The organism is Prevotella sp. tc2-28, from assembly GCF_900107705.1.
GTDB lineage: Bacteria > Bacteroidota > Bacteroidia > Bacteroidales > Bacteroidaceae > Prevotella.
Map to the genome: position 1 here is coordinate 1 of NZ_FNRE01000023.1, position 23,109 is coordinate 23,109.

27 protein-coding genes are annotated in these 23,109 nt (G+C 41.7%); 20 read left to right on the forward strand and 7 right to left on the reverse strand.

The window, feature by feature from the left end; genetic code table 11:
* A partial coding sequence (locus BLU47_RS14105) for an IS66 family transposase (protein WP_143025584.1) occupies window positions 1–1,020 on the forward strand: 1,020 nt, incomplete at its 5' end.
* Window positions 1,021–1,627: 607 nt separating this feature from the next.
* Window positions 1,628–2,695 carry an acyltransferase family protein gene (locus BLU47_RS14110; protein ID WP_091964312.1) on the forward strand — a complete coding sequence of 356 codons (1,068 nt, stop codon included), beginning with the start codon at window positions 1,628–1,630 and terminating at the stop codon, window positions 2,693–2,695.
* A 42-nt stretch (window positions 2,696–2,737) separates the two neighbouring features.
* Here the strand turns inward: BLU47_RS14110 and BLU47_RS14115 are convergent, their stop codons facing one another.
* From BLU47_RS14115 to BLU47_RS14140, 7 genes are all read right to left on the reverse strand, one after another.
* A complete protein-coding gene (locus BLU47_RS14115) occupies window positions 2,738–3,160 on the reverse strand; it encodes an N-acetylmuramoyl-L-alanine amidase (protein WP_091964315.1) in 423 nt (140 codons plus the stop codon).
* Entirely contained in the window at window positions 3,160–3,255 is a 96-nt protein-coding gene (locus BLU47_RS14920; RefSeq protein ID WP_176780610.1) for a smalltalk protein, read from the reverse strand. The genes BLU47_RS14115 and BLU47_RS14920 overlap by 1 nt, the downstream gene beginning before the upstream one ends.
* Window positions 3,256–3,372: 117 nt before the next feature.
* Entirely contained in the window at window positions 3,373–4,014 is a 642-nt protein-coding gene (locus BLU47_RS14120) for a hypothetical protein (protein WP_143025585.1), read from the reverse strand.
* A gap of 334 nt (window positions 4,015–4,348) precedes the next feature.
* Window positions 4,349–4,528, reverse strand: a complete 180-nt coding sequence (locus BLU47_RS14125) for a MerR family transcriptional regulator (protein WP_091964343.1) — start codon at window positions 4,526–4,528, stop codon at window positions 4,349–4,351.
* Window positions 4,525–5,316, reverse strand: coding sequence for a DUF6371 domain-containing protein (locus tag BLU47_RS14130; RefSeq protein ID WP_091964346.1), 792 nt, complete (start codon window positions 5,314–5,316; stop codon window positions 4,525–4,527). The genes BLU47_RS14125 and BLU47_RS14130 overlap by 4 nt, the downstream gene beginning before the upstream one ends.
* A 72-nt stretch (window positions 5,317–5,388) precedes the next feature.
* Window positions 5,389–6,636, reverse strand: coding sequence for an AAA family ATPase (locus tag BLU47_RS14135; protein ID WP_091964349.1), 1,248 nt, complete (start codon window positions 6,634–6,636; stop codon window positions 5,389–5,391).
* A complete protein-coding gene (locus BLU47_RS14140) occupies window positions 6,629–6,904 on the reverse strand; it encodes a hypothetical protein (protein ID WP_143025586.1) in 276 nt (91 codons plus the stop codon). Before BLU47_RS14140 ends, BLU47_RS14135 begins: the two co-directional genes overlap by 8 nt.
* 800 nt (window positions 6,905–7,704) lie before the next feature.
* Between BLU47_RS14140 and BLU47_RS14145 the strand changes: the two genes are divergently transcribed.
* From BLU47_RS14145 to tnpB, 18 genes are all read left to right on the forward strand, one after another.
* Window positions 7,705–8,550, forward strand: a complete 846-nt coding sequence (locus BLU47_RS14145) for an ABC transporter permease (RefSeq protein ID WP_091964355.1) — start codon at window positions 7,705–7,707, stop codon at window positions 8,548–8,550.
* A gap of 18 nt (window positions 8,551–8,568) precedes the next feature.
* On the forward strand, window positions 8,569–8,940 hold the full coding sequence (locus tag BLU47_RS14150) for a four helix bundle protein (RefSeq protein WP_091964358.1): 372 nt from the start codon (window positions 8,569–8,571) through the stop codon (window positions 8,938–8,940).
* 42 nt (window positions 8,941–8,982) lie between these two features.
* Window positions 8,983–10,251, forward strand: a complete 1,269-nt coding sequence (locus BLU47_RS14155) for an ABC transporter ATP-binding protein (protein WP_091964361.1) — start codon at window positions 8,983–8,985, stop codon at window positions 10,249–10,251.
* Window positions 10,248–11,120, forward strand: coding sequence for an N-acetylneuraminate synthase family protein (locus BLU47_RS14160; protein WP_091964364.1), 873 nt, complete (start codon window positions 10,248–10,250; stop codon window positions 11,118–11,120). The genes BLU47_RS14155 and BLU47_RS14160 overlap by 4 nt, the downstream gene beginning before the upstream one ends.
* Window positions 11,114–12,283 carry an N-acylneuraminate cytidylyltransferase gene (locus tag BLU47_RS14165; protein ID WP_091964368.1) on the forward strand — a complete coding sequence of 390 codons (1,170 nt, stop codon included), beginning with the start codon at window positions 11,114–11,116 and terminating at the stop codon, window positions 12,281–12,283. The genes BLU47_RS14160 and BLU47_RS14165 overlap by 7 nt, the downstream gene beginning before the upstream one ends.
* 92 nt (window positions 12,284–12,375) lie before the next feature.
* Window positions 12,376–13,182, forward strand: coding sequence for a motility associated factor glycosyltransferase family protein (locus tag BLU47_RS14170; RefSeq protein ID WP_143025588.1), 807 nt, complete (start codon window positions 12,376–12,378; stop codon window positions 13,180–13,182).
* 43 nt (window positions 13,183–13,225) lie between these two features.
* Window positions 13,226–13,753, forward strand: coding sequence for an adenine phosphoribosyltransferase (locus tag BLU47_RS14175; RefSeq protein WP_091964373.1), 528 nt, complete (start codon window positions 13,226–13,228; stop codon window positions 13,751–13,753).
* Window position 13,754: 1 nt separating this feature from the next.
* Window positions 13,755–14,447, forward strand: coding sequence for a 5'-methylthioadenosine/adenosylhomocysteine nucleosidase (locus BLU47_RS14180; RefSeq protein WP_091964376.1), 693 nt, complete (start codon window positions 13,755–13,757; stop codon window positions 14,445–14,447).
* A 12-nt stretch (window positions 14,448–14,459) separates the two neighbouring features.
* Window positions 14,460–14,954, forward strand: coding sequence for an S-ribosylhomocysteine lyase (locus BLU47_RS14185; RefSeq protein WP_091964379.1), 495 nt, complete (start codon window positions 14,460–14,462; stop codon window positions 14,952–14,954).
* 41 nt (window positions 14,955–14,995) lie between these two features.
* Entirely contained in the window at window positions 14,996–16,252 is a 1,257-nt protein-coding gene (metK, locus tag BLU47_RS14190; RefSeq protein WP_091964386.1) for a methionine adenosyltransferase, read from the forward strand.
* Between the two features lie 21 nt (window positions 16,253–16,273).
* Window positions 16,274–16,999 (forward strand): FkbM family methyltransferase, encoded by a 726-nt coding sequence (locus tag BLU47_RS14195; RefSeq protein ID WP_091964389.1) that lies wholly within the window; start codon window positions 16,274–16,276, stop codon window positions 16,997–16,999.
* 73 nt (window positions 17,000–17,072) lie between these two features.
* Window positions 17,073–18,017, forward strand: a complete 945-nt coding sequence (locus BLU47_RS14200; RefSeq protein WP_176780611.1) for a polysaccharide deacetylase family protein — start codon at window positions 17,073–17,075, stop codon at window positions 18,015–18,017.
* A gap of 1 nt (window position 18,018) precedes the next feature.
* Entirely contained in the window at window positions 18,019–19,257 is a 1,239-nt protein-coding gene (locus BLU47_RS14205) for a glycosyltransferase (RefSeq protein WP_091964396.1), read from the forward strand.
* Window position 19,258: 1 nt separating this feature from the next.
* Window positions 19,259–20,068 (forward strand): glycosyltransferase family 2 protein, encoded by an 810-nt coding sequence (locus tag BLU47_RS14210; protein WP_091964399.1) that lies wholly within the window; start codon window positions 19,259–19,261, stop codon window positions 20,066–20,068.
* Window positions 20,069–20,075: 7 nt separating this feature from the next.
* Complete coding sequence (locus tag BLU47_RS14215; protein WP_091964402.1) at window positions 20,076–21,194, forward strand: glycosyltransferase family 4 protein; 1,119 nt, start codon at window positions 20,076–20,078, stop codon at window positions 21,192–21,194.
* A gap of 1 nt (window position 21,195) precedes the next feature.
* The gene (locus tag BLU47_RS14220; protein ID WP_091964405.1) at window positions 21,196–22,137 is read left to right on the forward strand and encodes a glycosyltransferase; all 942 of its coding nucleotides are present in this window, start codon (window positions 21,196–21,198) and stop codon (window positions 22,135–22,137) included.
* 76 nt (window positions 22,138–22,213) lie between these two features.
* On the forward strand, window positions 22,214–22,621 hold the full coding sequence (locus BLU47_RS14225) for a hypothetical protein (RefSeq protein ID WP_091964410.1): 408 nt from the start codon (window positions 22,214–22,216) through the stop codon (window positions 22,619–22,621).
* Window positions 22,615–22,950, forward strand: coding sequence for an IS66 family insertion sequence element accessory protein TnpB (gene tnpB, locus BLU47_RS14230; RefSeq protein ID WP_091964413.1), 336 nt, complete (start codon window positions 22,615–22,617; stop codon window positions 22,948–22,950). Before BLU47_RS14225 ends, tnpB begins: the two co-directional genes overlap by 7 nt.
* Window positions 22,951–23,109: the final 159 nt, after the last annotated feature.

Genomic DNA, 23,109 nt, shown 5'->3' on the forward strand with positions numbered 1-23,109 from the left:
CGTTTCCCTGGCACTCATGCTTCTTGCTCATTGCTGGCCAATCTCGTATTCAACAAGTACCACATGAATACTCCTGTATATCGCGAGATGGTACGCTTGCTGAACAACAAGATGAATGTCAGCCGAAATACCGTATACAACTGGTTTGTTAAGGGCTCCGATCACCTTAAGAAAGTGCTTCCAGTACTTAAGGAGAAGCTTCTCGCTAAGGGTGCAGTCGTTAACTGTGATGAGACCTGGTGCAGAGTGAAGGTGGCTGGTAAGTACGGAAAGAAATACATCTGGTGTATGGTGAATAAGGAAGCCAAGGTTGCAGTCTATTTCTATGATGATGGCAGTCGTGGACGCCAGGTGCTTCGCGACTTCCTTGGTAATACTGAAATCGATGCTCTCCAGTCGGACGGCTTTAATGTTTATATGTATCTGGACAAAGAGCTGGTAGATGTGGACCACCTGTGCTGTCTGGCCCATGCAAGGGCAAAGTTTAAGTATGCTCAGGAACAGGGTAAGGATGCAGATGCCGAATACTTTATCTCGAACATCGGAAGACTGTATGATCTGGAAGAACAGTACCGACTGAGACATCTTACTCCACAGCAGATACAGCAAGAACGGCAAGGAGAACAGACCACCAAAATCATACAGAGAATACGGCAGCGGTTAGACAAGCTCCTGGCTGATACAAGTGGTATGAGAGGAGACCTAATGAACAAGGCACTCAACTATCTGAAGAGCTTCTGGAACCAGCTCATCCTATATCTGAAAGATGGCCGGTACAGTATCGATAACTCACTTGCTGAACGCACCCTACGCCCTATGACAGTAGAGCGCAAAAACTCGCTGACTTTTGGCAGCCATGATGGTGCTGAAGTATCTGTTGTTTACCACACGTTTATCGAGACGTGCAAGATGTGTGGCGTATCAACGCTTGAATATTTTAAGGAATTCTTCAAAGCAATTATGCAAGGAAGAACCGATTACGAAAACATGTTACCGATGACCATCGGTATTAAAAAATAATAAAGTTTAATCTAATTAAGACGCGTCAGGTGGCAAAAACTACCTAAAATGGTGGTTTTAAAGCTTGGACGTCAAAATTGACAGTTTACAAAACGTCTGACAGGCATTAGCAGAGGAATTATACAGTTGTAAGCTGTCAATTTTCTTTCTGAGAAAGCGAGTAAACTTGAGCGGACGTATAGTGTATGAAATGGGAAAATGATACCTTTCTTGAGACCTTCTTCGACAGACGAAGCGACAAAGTCGATTACGGAACAAGCGGCTTAGCCGAGCAGGGCTCGAGTTTAGCCATCCCTTATTAAAGGATTCTAAATCTATGGGAAAAGACTAATTGATTTCAATGATACAGTTCCTTATTAAACGCAAGCAGTTTCGATTTAATATCAAGGCAATTATGCTGGAAAGAACAGATTATGAACACTCGGCTTTGCCGCTTTCATCAAGCGTAGCGACTGAAAGAACATGTTACCGATGACCATCGGTATTAAAAAATAATAAAGTTTAATACGATTTAGACGCTTCAGGTAGCGATAGCTGCCCTAAAAGGCTGTTTTTAAGCTTGGACGTCAAAATTGACAGTTTACTTAGCGATTTTTAGTGGACAGCAATGATAAGAGATATGCAAAGAAATGGTATTAAAGCAGTGAGAAACTCCAACCTTGAGTTATACCGCATTATTGTGATGCTCTTGATAGTAGCGCATCACTATGTGGTAAATTCTGGAGTAATGCATGCTATGCAAGAGAATCCTACATCTCTGCCAAGTTTGTACTACTATATTCTTGGCGCATGGGGAAAGGTAGGAATTAATTGCTTCGTACTGATAACGGGATACTTTATGTGTACATCAAGTATAACATTGAAGAAATTCCTAAAGCTTTTTACTGAGGTGTGTTTTTATATGGTTGCCATAAATGCCATCTTCTTCTTGTCTGGGTATGAGGCACTGACATTGAAAAACGTATGGAGTGACATGCAGTCGTTGCTGGATGTTAGTCAGTACTTTACAAGTTGTTTCATTATGTTTTACCTGTTTATTCCTTTCCTCAATACGCTGGTACATAATATGACAAGACGACAACATCTCTATCTTATTGTTTTATGCCTTTCTATTTTTTCGGGTATAAAAACGTTTATGCTGGGTCAGGTAACAATAAACTATGTTGTATGGTTCTGTATATTATATTTCATAGCAAGCTACATCCGCATGTATCAACCCATGAAACAACTTCATTGGGGATATCTCCTGGGGGGGGCACTTTTTCTTTCATTAGCAAGCGTAATAATGATATTATTTATAGCAGAAAGAACTGGATACAATCTGCCCCAGTATTATTTCATAAGTGATTCAAATAAACTATTAGCAGTGTTACTGTCTGTTTGTGCATTCATGTATTTTAAAGACTTGCGTATTCCGCAGTCAAAGGTAATAAATACGGTGGCGCAAAGCTGTTTTGGCGTACTACAAATACATGCGAATTCGGACGCTATGCGTCAGTGGCTATGGAAAGACATGTTGAATGTAGAGGGACAATACCACTCTGACAACTATGTTTTGTATAGCCTATTAAGTATATTAAGCATCTACATTGTTTGTACAGTGGTGGATCAGCTAAGAATAATTTGTTTAGAAAAGCCCTTGTTTAAATACCTAGATAAGCGAGGATGGACGTGAACAACAAAAAGACCTGAGCAAGCGCTCAGGTCTTTTTGTATTTCAGGGTAGGGGATTCCACTCTGCGAATTCCTTGATGACATCAAAACAGGGACAGGGCTTGGAGGGTTCCAGGTCGCTGTGACCTACGATGAGGGCCTTGGGGAACTGCTGGTGGAGCTGGCCTACCAGTTCACGTAGCGTCTTCTTCTGCTCCGGGGTGCGGGTGTCAGCCTTCTTCCCCTTTTCATTAAGTCCACCTTCATAGCAGATGCCGATGCTATGGCTGTTGTGCGGATAGCAGTGGGCACCCACCTCTGCGATGTCACGACCTTTCTCGATGGAGCCGTCGCGCCGTATGACATAGTGGTAGCCAATGCCCTTCCATCCCCGGTCCTTGTGCCATTTGTCAATATCTTCGGCAGAGCTCCGCTGTCCAGGACGGACAGCAGAGCAATGAATGACAATCAGTGTAATCGTTCTCATCAGTATACACACGAGGTGGTACCTAAGGCTGTAGCTGCAGCCGCCAGGATGTTAATAAACATCTGTAGGACATACTTCAATATCTTCTTCTTCATCTTTCAAATTTTTTAATTCTTGATGTTTCACATCGAGCCTGCTCACGCTCGGCAAAACCCAAGCAAGCTTGGTTCTGCTCTCGCTTAATCGCAGCCTTCAATTCTTTAATTCTTTATCTATCCTTCATCCACACCATCGACTATGCTGCCGCCACCCTGGTCGTCGGAACCCTGGCCATTACCACCGGTGTCATCCCCGCTAGTGTTAGGGTTCCCGTTATCGTTAGGGTTAGCGCTATCGTTCCCGTTATCTCCCTCGTTAGGGTTAGGGTTAAGGTTATCGTTCCCGTTAACGTTCCCGTTAGCGTTCACTCGCTTAAACTCCGCCTTCGCCTTGAAGCGCTCGTCCCACTTCTTGGGCAGTTCGATGGCGATGCTCGCCGTGAGATCGTTGATAGACAGGTCGCTGGCCTCCAGGTCACGGTTGACGTCGATGTCCAGCGTGGGGTCGGCAGCCAGCTTCGCCTCCAGCTTCTTCTTCAACTCGCTCTGGGTGATCGATCCGCTCACCTTCGGACGGAAGGTAAGACCTTCGGGAGAGCAGATCACCTTCGCGTTCAGTCCCAGGATGAGGGGCAGGCGCAACTCGATCAGCTTCATCACGGCAGACACGTCGGCAGCCGTAACGGTAGAGCCATCGGCGAGATACTCGCAGAGGCCGTTGAAGTCCAAGACCTGTTGGTTGACGATACGAGACATCACGATGTCCTCGTTGGTCATGTGGTTGTGAACCTTGTAGAATTGTACGTTTAATGACATTTTTTTGCCCCTCGTCAGTAGGGGACTTGTATTACCCTTCGACACGACTTTGTGTCTCATTGGCTGACAGTACAAAGGTACTACATCCGTTAGGTGCCCTTTGCACTTACTTGCGTTTACGGGCAATATGGTGCAATGATTCTGTTTACTGTTTACTGTTTACAGTTTACCGTTTACTGTTTACAGTTTACCGTTTCTTGCGCTCCATGGGTGCTCAGGCGAGCAAGCTGGGAGTCCCGTTTACAGTTTCTTGCGCTCCGTAGGTGCTCAGGCGAGCAAGCTCGGAGTCCCGTTTACAGTTTATTGTTTATTGTTTCAGCTAGAACTATAGCCTCTAAACATCGAGGCAAAGTTTATTGGCCAGGAATTGGACGACGTTGGGTGGGAGTACCTTGGCATTAGGTCCAAGTCCCATGGCTTCCAGTTCCTTTTGATACGGCTTACACCAGTTCATCAGCGTGTTACGACTCACACCGGCCTTGGCGGCCAGTTCCGATTTAGACATGGCTTTCATCTTTCAAACAAATAATCTACGATATCTATTTTCCGTTGCTTCTGCGCTACCGTGGCATGCAGCTCCAAGAGGGGTGACACATAGATGGGTGGTGAGCCCTCCCACCACAACTGCTGCTCCACCTGTCGTGCCGCCTCATACCAGCGTTGGTACGCCTTCCCCTCCGGATCTGTGTCTGGAAAGAGAATCAGCCGGTGCCCACGTAGAGGGCGGAACTTCTCTGCCTGTACCTCCCCCAGTCCTCCTGTAGCCAGCCACACATACTGCGGATACCACTCCGACATAATCACCGCCGTCTTCTCAGCCTCCACGACACAATATACGCTCCATTCTCCTCTCACCTCTAACCTCTCACCACTCTCCACCAAATGTAGCCCGAACAAGCAATGCGAGGCTTTGGGCCTGTCCACCCATTGGTAGCGCTGTTGCAGCAGGGCACTGACCCATGTTGGGTGGTGTTGCTTGTCACGGTGACAGTCAGGCTGGTAGTACATGATCTTGCCATCGTGGATACGCTCCTGGTGGTCCGTCTGCCAGTAGATGACACCCCCTTGGCTGGTGCACCCCAGCCGATAGCGACGGGCCGCCCGCTTCATCTGCTGTTCGGTCAGGTAGCCTGCTGCCACTACGGCTTTACAGAATACACTCTCTGTCGACAGTGCCCTGCGCCACATCGGCGCCATGATGACCAGCCGGCCATCCCATACCTCCACCCGTAGGCCGAGGCGCAGCCCCAATTCTTGGAATGATAGGGTAGGTAGGTTTTTGAAAATTTTTATCGCGCGCATAAATAAATAATTAAATTTAAAAAAATAAATTATTGCCCCCCTTTATAGGGGGCAATGAATTTTAAAAAAGATTCAGAATGGCAGTTGGCCGTCCGTCAGCGTCACCCACTTCTTACCCGTTGCGGGGTGTACCTCCACGCGGATGATGTCCTGAGCCTGAGCCTCCTCCAGGTAGCTGTAGTACGTCCTGGCATCCACCACGCCGCATTTCTTCAAGGCTATTGCCATCAGTTCACCGAAGGCCTTTCTGTTGGAACCCTCCATGGCTGTGGTGAACAGCTTTCGCAAGTCCACGGTAATCGTGTTCTGGCACACCCAGCGCCCCTGCGCATCACGCGGCTGGTTGCACGCAGGATGCTCGCTCACCACCGGCAGCTGTGTGTCCTCGTCTACGCGATAGTACAGCTGGCGCCCGATGTCATACTTACGCGTCATGGTCTGCTCCACCTTGAAGGTGCGGTCACGCAGCTTCTCGCAGTTATACACCTCGAACACCTTGTTCGTCAGCTCCGTGCCTATCCATCCACGCATGGTGTTGTCAGCCCCCGACTTGTTCTGGTGCAGCACACAGACGATGCAGCACTTGTGCTGCTGTGCCAACTGCATCAGCCGTTCCGTCATGCTCTGAGCCTCCCTGCCGTCGTTGATATCCGACAGCAGGTCACGCACACCATCCAGCACCACGAGGTCAGGCTTCAGGTAAGCCACCACGTCCATAAACATCCTGAGACGCTCGTCCCATGATGCCATGCGCACATTGAAGGCATACAGGTTCTCCAAGGCCTCCTGACAGGCAGACGAAGTCCCCTCAGGCACAGCACCTCCCACCATCTTCCCAATCCTGTTCACCAGGATGTCCTGCGTACTCTGCTGACTCTGCTCCGTGTCATACCAAAGCACCCTCAGCGGCTCCTCCCGTATCCTCTCCAAAGGCATCTGCCCCCCATTAACGTTCCCGTTCCCGTTAAGGTTAGGGTTAAGGTTAGCGTTAAGGTTCCCGTTCCCGTTAAGGTTAACGTTCCCGTTATCGTTCCCGTTAAGGTTAAGGTTAGCGTTAAGGTTAGGGTTAACCCTCCCTGCTGCCATTAGCAGCGACAGGAAGAACGTCTTTCCCGACTTCGCCTTACCAGCCACAGCCACCAGTTCCCCACGGGGGAAACACGCCACCCCAAACAACCTGAACAAGAACGTCATCTGGCTGATGTCGCTCTTCTCTGTGATCCGACTCTCAAACAACTTCGCCACAGCCGGTGTGAAGTCAGCGGAAGGCTGACCAGCTGCAGCCAGCTCTTCCGCCATGAAAAAATCATGCTCACTCATCCTTGTAGTTCTTGTTGCATGCCTCCCAGATCTTCTCAAACAGTTCCGTCCCCAAGGCCACGAATCGCTTCTTGTCCATCCATTCGGAAGTCCAGAACAGCAACTTCACTACCCGGTAGAATCGCAGACTTCGAAACATCTTCTTGTTCAGATACTTGCGGTTGATACCACTCACGTCACTGATGTACCAGAGACGCCCTCTCACTCTCACCACGCTCAGGATAATTCCTGTGCATTCACTTGTCAATTTCTCAAGACTTGTCATCATTGAAAATTTTAATTAAACAATTGTTATGCACCACCAATACGGTGAATGCGTGGCAAAAGTAGAAAATTTGTGAATACCCAGTGTGACCAAAATGGTCACGTGATTTGTCAAAAATTCCGAAAACTTTTCGTCTGCTTAAGAATATTTAACAGTTAACCCCCTAAACCCCGTGAGTTAACTCAAACGATCCAACGAGTTAACTCATTTAATCCATCGAGTTAACTCAAATAAACCACCCCCAAAACACCCCCTCTCCACCCCTCCAAATTTCCTTCAATTTCTGTAAATAAAAAATACCGCCATCTTTAACGTTAGGGTTAAGGTTAGGGTTAAGGTTAGGGTTAGGGTTAGGGTTAAGGTTAGCGTTAAGGTTAAGGTTAGCGTTCGCTCGAGCTTGCTCGCTTGTTCCGTAGGTCTCAAGAAGGTTAGCGTTAAGGTTAGGGTTAAGGTTAAACTTTTCTCAAAAATTATACAATTAATCCAATTTTTTTTATTACCTTTGCAAGCGATATAGTGCACATTTCCTATAAATCTACGGGACTTAGTCCCTCGTGTAGAGGAGGTAATTCGCTGAACTATACCCATTTAGGTTAACCTTAGCCCTGTCCATTTACTATGTAAATCGGACAAGGGAAAGACGTATCTAAAGGTTAAGTTCGTACGAATTCCTCTCTCACATAACTCCAACCTTGCTCATCTGAGCACCCCAAACAATAAACAAGAAACAGTAAACAGGACTCCGAGCTTGCTCGCCTGAGCACCCATGGAGCGCAAGAAACTGTAAATGGTAAACTAAAAATATGGAAAAAGAATGGACAATGATTATCAGGCCACAGGAGAAGTTGTGGAAAATCAACCTCAAGGAGGTATGGGCCTACCGTGACCTGATAACCCTTTTTGTGAAACGTAACATCGTGGTACAGTACAAACAGACAATCCTCGGACCGTTGTGGTATCTGATACAACCTGTTCTGACGGTCATTATGAACATGGTGGTTTTTGGTGGCATTGCTCACATGAGCACCGATGGCATCCCCCAGGCCCTGTTCTATATGGCAGGTAACGTCTGCTGGTTCTATTTCTCCGACTGTCTGAACCAGACCTCCAATACCTTTGTGGCCAACCAGGGCATGTTCGGCAAGGTCTACTTCCCTCGTATGGTGGTACCTATCAGCACGGTTATGAGCAACCTGTTGCGCTTTGGTATCCAGCTGCTACTTTTTATTGCTTTCTGGATTTATTTCTTTGTCTCAGGCAGTGACATTCATCTGACCTGGACTATCCTCCTCGTTCCCATCCTGGTGGTCATGCTCGCAGGTCTTGGTCTCGGCTTCGGCATCCTGATCTCGTCTATGACGACAAAGTACCGTGATTTAACGATACTCTTTGGTTTCATCGTCTCTCTCTGGATGTACGCCACACCTATTGTCTATCCTATCAGTATGGTCACCAACGAGACCTTGCACACTATCATCATGCTAAACCCCATGACCTCTATCATCGAGGCCTTCAAATATGCCACCCTTGGCCAGGGCTATTTCTCATGGGGAGCCCTCGGCTATAGCTTCGCCTTCATGAGCATCCTCATGCTCTGGGGCATCATTATCTTCAACAAGGTGCAGCGCTCGTTCATGGATACGGTGTAAACTAGTCCTGACATAGTGATGAATAGTGCACGGAACTTTAGGAAGTACAAGGTATGGCAAGATGCCGTAGACTTCGCAACACTCGTATACGAAGTCACCTCAAAACTCCCTTGGTTCGAGAAAAAAGGCCTTTGCGACCAACTCCAACGTGCCGCAGTATCTATCAGTAGTAATATAGCAGAAGGATCTGCAAAACCTTCAGATGTTGAGTTTGCTCACTTTTTAGACCATTCCATTGGTTCTGCATTTGAAGTAGAAACACAACTTTTAATAGCAAAGAATGTAAAATATTTAACGCCTGAACTCTATCAGGAACTTTTATTTAAGTTGGAAGAAATTGAGAAACAATTACACGGTTTGTCAAATACGCTTCGAAAAGAAAATAGTTAAGGTTAAGGTTAGGGTTAAGGTTAAATTTTCAACGAAAATTTTATGAATGCAATCGAATTTGATCACGTAGGTAAACAATATCGACTAGGTCTTGTCTCTACAGGAACCTTCACTCAAGACCTGAATCGTTGGTGGACGATGAATGTACGTCATAAGGAAGACCCCAACCTGAAGATAGGAGAAACCAATGATCGCAGCAAGAAAGGTGATAGTAACTACGTCTGGGCATTGAAAGATATCAACTTTTCAATTGAACAAGGTGATGTTGTGGGCATTATCGGTAAGAATGGTGCCGGTAAAAGCACCCTGCTGAAACTTCTCTCCCGTGTCACTACGCCCACAGTTGGTGAGATCCGTGCCCGAGGCCGTATTGCCTCACTCTTAGAGGTGGGAACAGGCTTCCACCCCGAGATGACGGGTCGTGAGAATATCTTCATGAATGGTGCCATTATGGGTATGACCAAACAAGAGATTGGCCGTAAGCTCGATGAGATTATTGACTTCTCTGGTTGTGAACGCTATATCGACACCCCTGTTAAGCGCTATTCCTCAGGTATGACCGTTCGTCTTGGCTTCGCCATCGCTGCCCATCTTGAACCCGAAATCCTCGTTGTCGATGAAGTGTTGGCCGTTGGTGATGCCGAGTTCCAGAAGAAAGCCATCGGTAAGATGCAGGATGTTTCGAAAGGAGGGGGGCGTACTGTGTTGTTTGTAAGTCATAATATGGCAAGCATTCGGACTTTATGCAATCATGGTATATTATTGGAGAATGGCATGGTAAAAGCACAAGGTTCAATAAATGATGTTGTTAATGAATATATGAGCGGTTATGACTTAAGTAAACGTTTGTGCAAATGGAATGTGGATGAAGCATTACCAGCATCATTTACAAGTATAAGAGTATATGTAGAAGGAAAAACGGATGATCAATTGATAGACATGTCTGATAGAATTAAGGTTGCTATCAGTTATGAGGTGAAAGAAGATTTACATAATACAAATATTAGTTTTTCATTGTTTAGGGATTCAATTCCTTTATTTCATTCATGGGATATTGATAACTTAGGAGAAATTGAAAAAGATCGTCAGAAGGGTAAGCATGTTACAACTTTAACATTACCAGATTTCCTTCTTCCAGGGAAATATAGTATTTCGATAGATATAGGAAGACCAAATATAGGTGTGATTCAAAGAAAGGAAGACTGTTTGCAATTTGAGATATCTAATGTAATTACAGATGGCTCCAGAAAAAGCTTTACGCGTGGAGGAGTCGTTAAAACTGATATAATATGGAAAGACAAGTTATTATGAAAGTTCCAAAGATTATTGCAGAAATAGGCTGCAATCACAAAGGTGATATGCAGATAGCAAGAGATATGATTGTGACTGCTGCAACATATTGTAAAGTTGATGTAGTCAAATTTCAGAAACGCTGTAATCGTGAGTTGTTGACTCCGGAGGAATATAATGCCCCCCATCCTCATCCAGAGAATTCCTATGGTAAAACTTATGGGGAACATCGTGAGTTCTTGGAGTTCACGCTTGATCAACACCGCCAGTTGCAGGCTTGGTGCAATGAGTATGGCATCGAGTATTCTACGTCCGTCTGGGATGTCACTTCTGCTAAGGAAATTTGTACTCTGAAACCGAAGCTTATCAAGGTGCCTTCTGCTTGTAACTTGAATAAGCCGATGCTGACCTATCTTTGTGACAATTTTGAGGGCGAAATTCATCTCTCTTTCGGTATGACAACTCGTGAGGAGGAAGAACGGATAGTGTCTTTCTTTGAGGAGAAAGGACGCAATAAGGATCTCGTTATTTACGATTGTACGTCAGGATATCCAGTTCCCTTTGAGGATATTTGCCTTTTAGAGTTGGTAAAGCTCCGTGAGTTATATGCTGACCGTGTGAAAGCTATTGGTTTCTCTGGTCATCATTTGGGCATAGCTGTTGATTCCGCTGCTGTTGCCCTAGGGGCTGAGTGGGTAGAACGTCACTATACACTTGATCGAACTTGGAAAGGCACAGATCATGCTGCATCACTAGAACCGGATGGCGTTCGTAAGTTGGCTCGTGATTGCCGTGCGGTTGCCAAAGCGCTTACCTACAAACGTGAGGATATTCTTGACATAGAGAAGGTACAGCGTGACAAACTTAAGAAAAATCAAGTAAAATGGTGAACAATCAAAAGGTTTTAGCTTTTATTCCTGTAAGAGGAGGGTCTAAGTCAATCCCACTAAAGAATATAAAACCCTTCTGCGGAAAGCCACTCGTTTGCTGGAACATCGAGGCCTTGGAGTCTTGTAATTTGGTAGATGAAATAATTGTTGCTACAGACTCCGATGAAATTTGGCAAACTGTAGAAAGTCGTCATTATGCTAAGACAACATTATATCGTCGATCTGACGAAAATGCGTGCGATACTGCAAGTACAGAGAGTGTTATGTTGGAATACATCAACTATGCCCATCTTTCTAAAGATAACATTTTCATGCTTGTACAAGCTACATCACCACTCACTGAGGCTATTCATTTTACAGAAGCTTTGCAGATGTATGTAAAAGGCAAATTCGACAGTATCCTTTCATGTGTCCGAAACTTCCGCTTTTTTTGGAAAGAAGACGGTACCACTATGAACTATGACTATAAGAACCGTCCTCGCAGACAAAACTTTAAGGGGATGCTCATGGAGAATGGTGCATTCTACATCAATACAGTAAAAAAGATTCTAGAAAATAGCAACCGACTTGGTGGAAAAATAGGTATATATGAGATGCCAGAATATACAGCAACAGAGATTGATGAACCTGATGATTGGTTTGTTTTGGAGAATCTAATGCAGAAACATGTCCTTTCTAAACGACAATACATAAAGAAGCCGATAAAACTCTTTCTTTGTGATGTTGATGGTACTTTGACTGATGGTGGTATGTATTACTCAGAAAGTGGTGACGAGTTGAAGAAGTTCAATACCCGTGATGGAATGGGTTTTCAGTTACTCCGTGAGAAAGGTATTAACACAGGGATTATCACTTCAGAGGACACACATATTGTAACAAACCGTGCGAAAAAACTTAAGGTTGACTATGTAAGTCAAAGTCAGCGTGATGGCGGGAAATTGGCTGTTGCGATAGATATTTGTAAGGATATTGGTATTAGTCTTAATGAAGTTGCATATATTGGAGATGACATCAATTGTATTGATCTACTCTCTAATGTTGGTTTGGCTGCATGTCCTGCTGATGCTTGTAAGAAAGTGCAAACTATTCCAGGTATAATGGTTATGAGTAAAAAAGGTGGAGAAGGATGTGTAAGGGAATTTGTTGATCAAATATTAACATAATCATGCCGTCTATCAAATATCTAATAAAATTGTTCCTCCCGCCTATCATTATTAAATTGAAGAATTTGATATTTGTAAGGCGACAGAAAATTGTGAAATTATCCTCTTCAATTGGAGAAGTGCAAATAAACGGAGTGACATTAGTTGTCATAGGTAATGGCCCGTCACTACTTCAAAGCCTGAAAGAGAATGAACAGATATTAATGCAAAAAGATAGTTTGGTGGTGAATCATTTCTGTGAAACTGAATATTATGCACAGATTAAGCCAAAGTACTATCTGCTTGCAGATCCTGCCTATTGGGGAGATTTGGAAACATATGCAGATTGGCTAAAGACGAAAATAACTCGTTTTATAGAGACTTTCATAGCTCAAACATCGTGGGACATTAATCTGATTATACCATCTAGTGCTTATCATAGTCAGTTTGTTAAGAGGGTTAGTACAAATCCTTATATTCATATATTTTATTATAATAATATAAATTATAATCATTCCACTCAGTTGTCTAAATATGAACTGTGGGACTCGAATTCTATTGCTCCACCTGCGCAGACAGTCTTAAATACTGCTGTATGGCTTGGTATCTTCCTACGATATAAGAAGATATATTTAATTGGTGCTGATACGACATGGCTTGAAGAACTTGAAGTAGATCAAGAAACGAATGAACTATATTTTGTAGATACTCATTTCTATGATAAGAAGAGAAAGCCAATATATTCAGACGTAGAAGGAAAGATACCTCAGAAGTTGCATGAACAACTAGATTGTATATCCAGGGCATTTTCTCAATATTGGGAGTTGAAAGGTTATGCTGATTATGTAGGGGTAAATGTATATAATGCAAGTAAGTACTCTTTAATTGATGCATTTGAACGGAAAAAGGAAATAACCTAACAATACATGTGGAAAGGGGATAATTGAAGCTAACATAATGTTAATGGACAATTCACTATTAATAAGCAACTTGCGTTGCATTCCTGATTTCCCAAAGGTAGGAATCAATTTCAGGGATGTAACAACACTCTACAAGAATGGAGAGTGTGTACAGATGATGCTTGATGAGTTGGAGCGCATTTATAAAGATAAGGGTATCACCAAGATTGTTGGTATTGAGAGCCGTGGTTTTGTCATGGCATCTGCTTTAGCAGCAAGGTTGGGATGTGGTATCGTATTGGCACGTAAGCCTGGTAAATTACCTGCTACTGTTGTCAAGGAGTCTTTTTCTAAGGAATATGGTGTTGACACCATTGAGATGCATATTGATTCGATTGACGAGAATGATACAGTATTGATCCATGATGATTTGCTGGCTACAGGAGGCACTGCCATGGCCGCCTATAAATTGGTGCAGCATTTCAATCCTAAAAAAGTGTTTGTCAATTTCATTATTGAGATAACCGATGAAGGTCTTCATGGTCGAGATCTTTTCAAAGGGATTGATCTGACTACTCTTTTGACAATCTGATATGAGAATAGGAATAATTGTTGCTATGGACAAGGAGTTGCAGCAACTGTTGCAACTGATGAAGAATTCACTGGAATGCCTTCAGAAAGGCCAGACATTTTGGATTAGCCAGTTCGGGAATAATACACTAATAGTCACAAAAAGTGGTATTGGCAAGGTGAATGCTGCTTATGGAGTCATTAATTTGATTGATAATTATTGCCCAGATGTGGTAATATCTACAGGCTGTGCTGGGGGCGCCTCCACTAATCTGGAAATCCGTGATGTGGTCGTAAGTACGCAGATATGTTATCACGATGTATGGTGTGGTCAGCCGAATGAATTAGGCCAGATTCAAGGCCTGCCAGCTAAGTATGAGGCAGATTCCAAACTGGTTGAAATTGCCAAACAACTTAAGTGTAATACTCATATCGTACCTGGATTGATTGTTTCTGGTGATTGGTTTGTAGATAGTGTTGATAAAATGAAGCCTATTGTAGATGCTTTCCCTGATGCCTTGGCGGTAGATATGGAATCTGCAGCTTTGGCTCAGATTTGTCATCTATATAAAATGCCATTCTTGAGTTTCCGTGTGATTAGCGACATTCCTTTAAAACCCAATAACGAGATAGATTATAACAAATTCTGGAGTGATGTGGCTGATGAATCATTTGGTGTTACCAAAGAATTTGTTCTTTCGATTATTAACAATTAATGTAAATTATATATGGAAGTAATACAAAGTTTTACAATAGATCATACACATTTGAAGCCTGGCATCTATGTGTCTCGTGAGGACAAAGGATTTACGACATTTGACCTTCGTATCACAGAGCCCAATAAGGAACCTGCGGTAGCCCCAGCAGCTATTCACAGCATAGAGCATCTGATGGCTACGTGGTTCCGTAATTCAAGAGCCAAGGAGGATGTTGTATATGTAGGCCCCATGGGATGCCTCACAGGTATGTATATTATTATGACTGGCAGCTATACCGTTCAAGATATGAGAACACTTACTATCGAGTGTATAGAGTGGATACTCACTCAGAACGAAGTGCCTGCAACTCGTCCTGAAGCTTGTGGCAATTACTTGCTTCATGATCTACCGATGTGCAAATGGGAGTGTGCTCGCTATTTGGATCGTTTGAAAAATGATTTTCATTGTGAATACACAAAACTCCAGATTACTCTGGAAGACGGTAAAGTATTCGCAGATGCTTAATATAATAGTGAAATAGTAGAATATAAAATAAATAAGAGATTATGAGTTATTTGTTTACATCAGAGTCAGTCTCTGAAGGTCATCCTGATAAAGTGGCCGACCAGATTAGTGATGCATTAGTTGACCAGTTCCTTGCCTATGATGACAAGGCTCACTGTGCTATTGAAAGTTTTGTAACTACTGGACAGGTGGTTATTATGGGTGAAGTTCGTAGTGAGGCCTATATCGACCTTCAAACTATTGCTCGTAAGACGATCAATCGTATCGGTTATACCAAGTCTGAATATATGTTCGATGGTAATAGCTGTGGTATACTTAGTGCCATTCATGAGCAGAGCGATGATATCAATCGTGGTGTTAGTCGTGAGGAAGAGGAAAATCAAGGTGCTGGTGACCAAGGTATGATGTTCGGTTATGCAACCAACGAAACAGAAAACTATATGCCAGTATCTCTCGATTTGGCCCACCACTTGATGAAATCTTTGGCTGATATCCGTCGTGAGGGTAAGGAGATGACTTATCTCCGTCCAGACTCTAAGAGTCAGGTGACCATCGAGTACAGCGATGATAATATTCCTCAGCGCATTGATACTATTGTGGTTTCTACCCAGCACGATGAGTTCGATTCTAATGATGAGCGTATGTTACAGAAGATACGTGAGGATGTCATTAACATTTTGATTCCCCGTGTCAAGAGTGAGATTAAGAGTGAGAAAGTATTGGCATTGTTCAATGACGACATCAAGTACTTTGTGAACCCAACAGGTAAATTTGTGATAGGCGGCCCTCATGGAGATACGGGCTTGACCGGCCGTAAGATTATCGTTGATACATATGGCGGTAAGGGTGCTCATGGCGGAGGTGCTTTCTCAGGAAAGGACCCTTCAAAGGTGGATCGCAGTGCAGCCTATGCAGCTCGCTATATTGCCAAGAATATGGTTGCAGCAGGTGTCGCTGACGAGATGCTGGTGCAGTTAAGCTATGCTATTGGTGTGGCAGAACCTGTTAGCATCAATGTGAATACCTATGGTAAGAGCCATGTTAAGATGAGCGATGGCGAGATTGCAAAGAAAGTTGAAGAACTCTTTGATCTCCGTCCCAAGGCTATTGAACGTACCCTGAAACTTCGCCAACCCATGTATGTAGAGACAGCTGCCTATGGTCATATGGGCCGTAAGAATGAGGTGGTGAAGAAAACATTTACCAGTCACTACCATGAAACAAAGACCATCGATGTGGAGCTGTTTACATGGGAGAAACTTGATAGAGTAGAGGAAATTAGAAAAGCTATAATGTAAAATATGTTATTTTGAGGTTTTATGATAATACCAAGATTTAAATCATTCGTTTATAGGAAGTTGATTTCTTATATAATAAGAAGAGCTCATAGATGGGAAAAATTATATCCAATATCAAGGTACGGTAATGACTATGGTGGCTTTTTTATTTTTGATAATCAGTTAAAGCAAAAGAAGGGTAACGTTATAGTTTACTCCTTTGGAATTGGTGAAGACTTATCATTTAGTGACAGTATAATAAGTTCTATGGTTCCAGAAATATATGCTTATGATCCAACTCCAAAAGCCATAGATTTTGTAAATAAACACAAGTTAAGTAATAATCCTCATTTCCATTTTTTCCCTTATGGTTTATCGGATAAAGATGAGAAGGTTAAATTTTATCTTCCTTCTGATGATTTTCCTGATATTTCAGGCTCAGCAGAATATTATGATGGGTTAAAGAAGGTTGGAATTGACGTGCAGATGCATTGTTTAAATACTATATTTAAAAAGAACGGTCATAGTCATGTTGATATATTAAAAATGGATATAGAAGGCACGGAGTTTAAAGTCATTGAAAATTTAAAAAAATGCGATGCAGATATTGATCAAATATGCGTTGAAGTTCACCATCGCTTTTTTAAAAATGGAGAGAGACTGTTTTTTAAATTGTTGATCACAATGTATATAAGAGGCTATATTCTAATATCTATTTCTGATGATATACAAGAATTGACGTTCGTCAAGCGTAAGTTGAAACATTGATACTTGATTAAGAGAGAATGATGGGAGGATGGACTTGTTATCAGGAAATATTATTTTATTATAGATGAGCAATTTGGGCTATTTAATGCGCTTTTTTCATTGTTCAGGCGGTTCCATTGGGGCTTTACTAATGCTCCATCGAATAGACACACCAAATCCTAATGGCATTTGGTATAATCAGCATTTGAAAATGTCCCCTTCTGAATTAGAAAAGATGGTGATGTATGCCCGAAAGCATGATTGTACGTTTATTTCACTTGATGAGCTGTCTGAATCTATCAGTAAGAAGAAGAATGTACGTCGCTGCATCGTTGTTACTCTTGATGATGGTTACAGAGATAATTATATAAATGGAGCCCCTTTATTTAGGAAATTGAATGTTCCTTATACTATTTATGTATGTACAAAGATGGTCAAAGGGGGAATGTTATATTGGTGGGAAATCCTTGAAAAATTGGTGTTGGAGCAAGATAAAATAGTCTTGGCAGATGGTCGTTCTTTCAATTGCTCCACCAAGGAAGAAAAGGAACAGGCTTTCTTGGATATACGTGAAGTCATACTAAAGTTACCCCAATCTAGCCTTCTTGAAGGATTGAAGACATTGTTTAAGAATTACGACATTAATTATGGATATGGTAATGATGAACTTGGACTCACCTGGGAACAAATAAGGGAACTTTCAAAGGAACCATTATGTACGATTGGTAATCATACTTATTCGCACAGTGCGTTTACGGGACTCACGGATGAAGAAATAAAAAAAGACATAAACTATGCAGCTAGTGAGATGAAGAATAATGTTGGTATTGATATGCATCATTTCGCATTTCCATTCGGTGAAGCAACAGCAGTCTCAAAGCATGACGTCGAGTTGGTTAAGCATTTAGGGTTTAAAACGTCTGCTACGACAAATGACGGTCTAATCTGTTATGGAACGAATTTATTGGAACTTCCGCGTCTTTTTGTTACGGAAAAAAACTGGAAAAATGTTATTGATAGAGTGATAAAAAATTGCTAAAATGAAAGTTCTGCATATAAACACATATCAACAAGGGGGGGCTGCATTGTGTGCTAGGCGGATTAATAAGGCCCTTGTTCAAGCAGGAGAGAATTCTAGGATGCTTTTTGCTGTAGGTCAGAATTCGTCTGGAGATAAAGGGTGGAATATCGCAAGGAAGGACGATTGCTGGTGGCTAAGAATACCTGTTTTAAGAAGTCTTATATGGAGGTTTATTCACTATATGCCGTTTATGATGGATGCAGAGAAACTTCAGTCTCAGGTAGATTCTGCAAATTCGAATCATCTATATTTGCATATTCCTTTGTCACAATATAAGAACCTAGCTCATCATCCTTTAATAAAGTGGGCTGATATTATTCATCTTCATTGGGTTTCTGGATTTGTTGATTATCCTACTTTTTTCAAAGAGGTAAGAAAGCCAATCGTATGGACATTACATGACAAATATCCTGCTGTAGGTCTGCAACATTACAATTCCGATTTCTATCCTATACCAGAAAACTTAAAAACGTTGGATGAGTATTGTAAACAGGTTAAACGTAAAAGTCTACTGAAAGCAGATAATTTGCATTTGGTCGCAATTTCTCAGATGATGTTGAAAGTTTGTCAGGACTCAGATGTCCTTTGCGGATTCCCTGTAACTCTTATTCACAATGGAATTGATGTAAGTCGTTTTAAATTATATGATAAACAGAAAGGCAGAATAGAGATAGGACTATTACCTGATGCAAAAATTTTCCTTTTTTCGGCATATGAAATACATGATCCGAACAAGGGGCTGAATAGGGTTGTAAATGCATTAGAAAAAATAGACATCCCAAATAAGATGTTGGTTTGTATTGGAATGTCAACTAAACCTACACCAGATGCATCTTTTCCAATTTTATTAACTGGATTATTAAATGATCAAGATAAAATTTCAAAATACTATTCATCTGCAGATTTTTTCATTCAGGCCTCGTTGGAAGAGACTTTCTCACAGACTCCACTAGAGGCAATGGCGTGTGGAACGCCTGTAGTTGCTTTTCCTTGTAGTGGTGCGACTGATTTAATAAATGATAATAATGGGGTTGTCTGTGGAGACTTTACAGCCGATGCATTGGCAAATGGAATAAAAACGGCGATGAGCAGAGAATACGACCCTAAGATAATACGTGAGGATGTGATAAACAGATTCTCATATGATAAAATTGCTCAGCAATATTTAGACCTGTATAAAAAAGTTTTGGCTCAATAATATGAAACTCTCAATAATAACCATCAACTATAATAATAAAGACGGCCTTCAGAAGACTATTGACTCTGTCATCTGCCAGACGTGGAAGGACTACGAATGGATTGTCATTGACGGAGGAAGCACTGACGGCAGTAAAGAGCTGATAGAACAATATCAACAACATTTTGCCTATTGGTGCTCGGAACCAGACAAAGGTGTGTACAATGCTATGAATAAGGGTATAGCTAAGGCCAAGGGAGAGTATATTCAGTTCCTCAATTCAGGTGATTGTTTCCATCAGGTTAATACGTTAGAGATGGTTTCTGTCTATCTAGGACAGAATGCTGATGTGTTTTATGGTGATTTAAATTATTTGTCAGTGAATGACAACTATATTATTCATTATCCAAAGAAATTGACAATGCACTATTTCCTGTCTCATAGCATAGGACATCCAGCGTCCTATATTAAGGCGGAGTTATTGAAAAGTGCTGGCTATCGTGAAGATTTCAAGATTGTTTCTGATTGGTTCAGATTTGTTGAATGGTTTCGTGAAGGGCGGGTTTTCCGACACATGAATGTGGTCGTAGCAGATTATGATACCACAGGCATATCTTCTGTGAATTTAGATTTGATAAGTAAGGAAAATGAGATTGTTTACAATGAGTTGTTCGGTTGCGAGAATCGCAAGTGGATAGAAGAATCACAGAAGATGCAGTATTTTTACGAGGATGTGGATAAATGCGGGTTCTGGCATATAAGAAAATATGGAGGCAGACGGTTTACTCTCTTGTTGTGGGTTATCCGTATGCTTAATAAAACTTTGAAATGACATAATAATGAGAGTCTTATTTATTGCACATGAGGCAAGTCGAACGGGAGCATCAATAGCATTGTTGCAGGAAATTAGTTTTATATGTAAAAACTATCACACCGAGATTGCCCCCGAGGTTTATTTTATCAGGGGTGGAGAACTGCTGGGCGAATACAGAAGGTTATGTCCTATATATAAAGGGTGGATAGATAATCCCAGAATGACAAGGGTGCTGCATATCATGAGATTGACAGAGTGGTATCTCTATCGTCAGTTGGTAAGAAGACATTATGACTGTATTTATGCTAATTCTGTAGTATCTTTTGGGAAGGCTGTCCAGATTAAGAAAAAAATGGGCGAAATTAGGCTAATTGGTCATGTTCATGAGGCAGAATGCATGATGAAACAATATTTTGTTCCCAGTATACCATTGGACTATTTTGATACATTGATAACGGTGAGTAGGTTGGCTGCTCAAAATTTGATAGATAATTATGCGGTTAGGCCATGTAAGATAATGATACAGCACCCAGTGTCATCGTGGGTTGATCTTCTTTTAAAGGGCAATGTCTCTTTGAATATTCATGATTACAAGGAGGATGCTCGATTGATAGGGTGTTTCTGTAAGGAAGAATGGGCTAAGGCAACGGATGTTGTACCTCTCTTTTTGCACAGGTTCTTTGAAAAATATCCTAAGCAGAACTGTAAATTGGTAATCATCGGAAAAATGCCAGAAAAGATTGTTTTTTTGTTGGATTTTGTTTTGCGGAAAATGAAATTGAAGGACAAGGTAATTATGCTCGGAGGAATTAATAACCCACTTGACTATATAGCCCAACTAGACATTCTTTTGTTATTGTCCCGCGAGGAAAGTTATGGGCTGGTGGCTCAGGAGGCTGCGGTCATGGAAAAGCCAATTGTAGGGTTCTATGGAGCAACAGGAGTTGAAGAATGGATAGAAAAAGGGGCTGGTATAATGGTTCCGTATATGGATCTGGGCCGAATGGCAGATGCTGTTAATATGTTACTATCTGATGAAGTAAAGAGGCTAGAATTGGGAAGCCAAGCAAAGTCTATAGTCAGAAAGATATATGAAAACGACAGTAAAATGGAATCGGTCATTTCCTCTATTTTAAATAACTAGTATGATGAATAATCCATTAGTATCAGTAATTATACCCAACTATAATCATGCAAAATTCCTGGATGAACGTATTCAGAGCGTTCTGAATCAGACGTACCAGAATTTTGAGGTTATTATTTTGGATGACAAGTCAACAGATAATAGCGTAGAGCTAATAAATCAATATAAAGATAATCCCCATATTTCTCACATCGTCGTTAATAATGAGAATAGTGGTTCAACTTTTAAACAATGGCACAAAGGATTTGAATTGGCTAAAGGTGAATTGATTTGGATTGCAGAGAGTGACGATTTATGTTCTCATAATTTCCTTGAAAAACTTGTATCTGAATTCATGAGGGATACCAAATGTGTATTGTCTTTTTGCCGTTCGGTTATGATAAATTCTGATGGAGTAATGACAGACATATATCCAAGTCAGAAGTATAAGAACTCAAGGATATGTATGCAGGGGCGAGATTTCATTGCTAAAGAAATGAAATTTGTAAACTTAGTATGTAATGCCAGTTCTGCTATTTTTAAAAAGGATGTTTTACAGGAAATAGAAAAAGATTATATGAATTATCAAGGTTGTGGTGATTGGCTCTTCTGGATTTATCTATCAGAACAAGGAAATGTTATATATATTCCAGAGATATTTAATTACTTCAGGATGCATGAGGGAAATACAACTGCTAAACACAATAAAGATGGCGTGAATGATCATGAGCAATATCTAATTGCGAAATATATGTTGGATAAGAAGTATATTTGTAAAATGGAATTTGTTCATTGGGGATTATTAAGATATGCATGGCATAAAAGATCATGCCCGTTTCTTAAAGATTCAATTTTTCACAATTATAAAAAAGAATGGAAGATATCTTTTATTTATGATTTATTTATAATATATAATAGGTGTCTTGGTTTATTATCTTCTTTAGTACATAAGCTGATGATATAAGTAAGCTGTCAATTTTGACGTATTGTGTATGAATAGAGAATTTGATACCTTTGGACTCGTTTTAAGAATGAGATCTATGGTGTACAGTTCAAAAGATTTTGAGAGCCTTTGGTTTTTGTACCAGGCTGAAGGGCTCCCGAAGAATATCTCGATAGAGGAATTCTGCACAAAGCACGGAGTTGACTTTCCAACTTTCGACAAATGGTACAGGAAGACGCATAAGAAGGTCTATCCGATAACAGTGACAGGAATGCCCGCTGAAGAAGAGGCGGAGATTCAGTCTGAAGCAGCAAAGGTTAGTGAGGAGAGTAAGGTTCATGATCCTGTAAGGCATCCCTTTAAGTATCCTGCTGACCGGGTGGCTAACATCAGCAAGAAGATCTCCATCAGCATCAAGTTCCCTGATGGGATGAAGATTGTGAAGACGGGAATAAGTTTCACTGAACTCAAGCATCTGATTGAGAGATTGGAGGTGGTATGCTGACCATCTCCGGACTGAAGAAATTCTACTTCGTACCCGATATAAACGATATGCGCTGTGGCGCCCACAGACTGCTTCAGATTGTGAAACACAAGCACCACCTGCAAACCGACAATGGCGACGTCTTTATCTTCATGTCGAAGAACCAGAGGACGGTGAAAATGGTGAATTTTGAGGAGAATGCCTACTATGTGCATCAGAAGACATTTGCCAACGGATATACGTTTATGAAACTGAAGTTTGTGGAGGACAAACCGGTCTATTCCATCGACTGGAAAGACCTGGTGGCAGTACTCGAATCACCTGTGATTAAGCAGCTTACAATTAAATAAAATACCTGCAGAAACGAAGTGTTAAACTTTGTGTAAAATGTTGATAATCAGCAAATTAAATGGTTAAAAAGCTTGCATATCTCGAAAATTTTTCGTACCTTTGTAGAGTAATTAGAAGGTATGGAGAAGGACGAATTATTGAAGCGAGTGCTGATGATG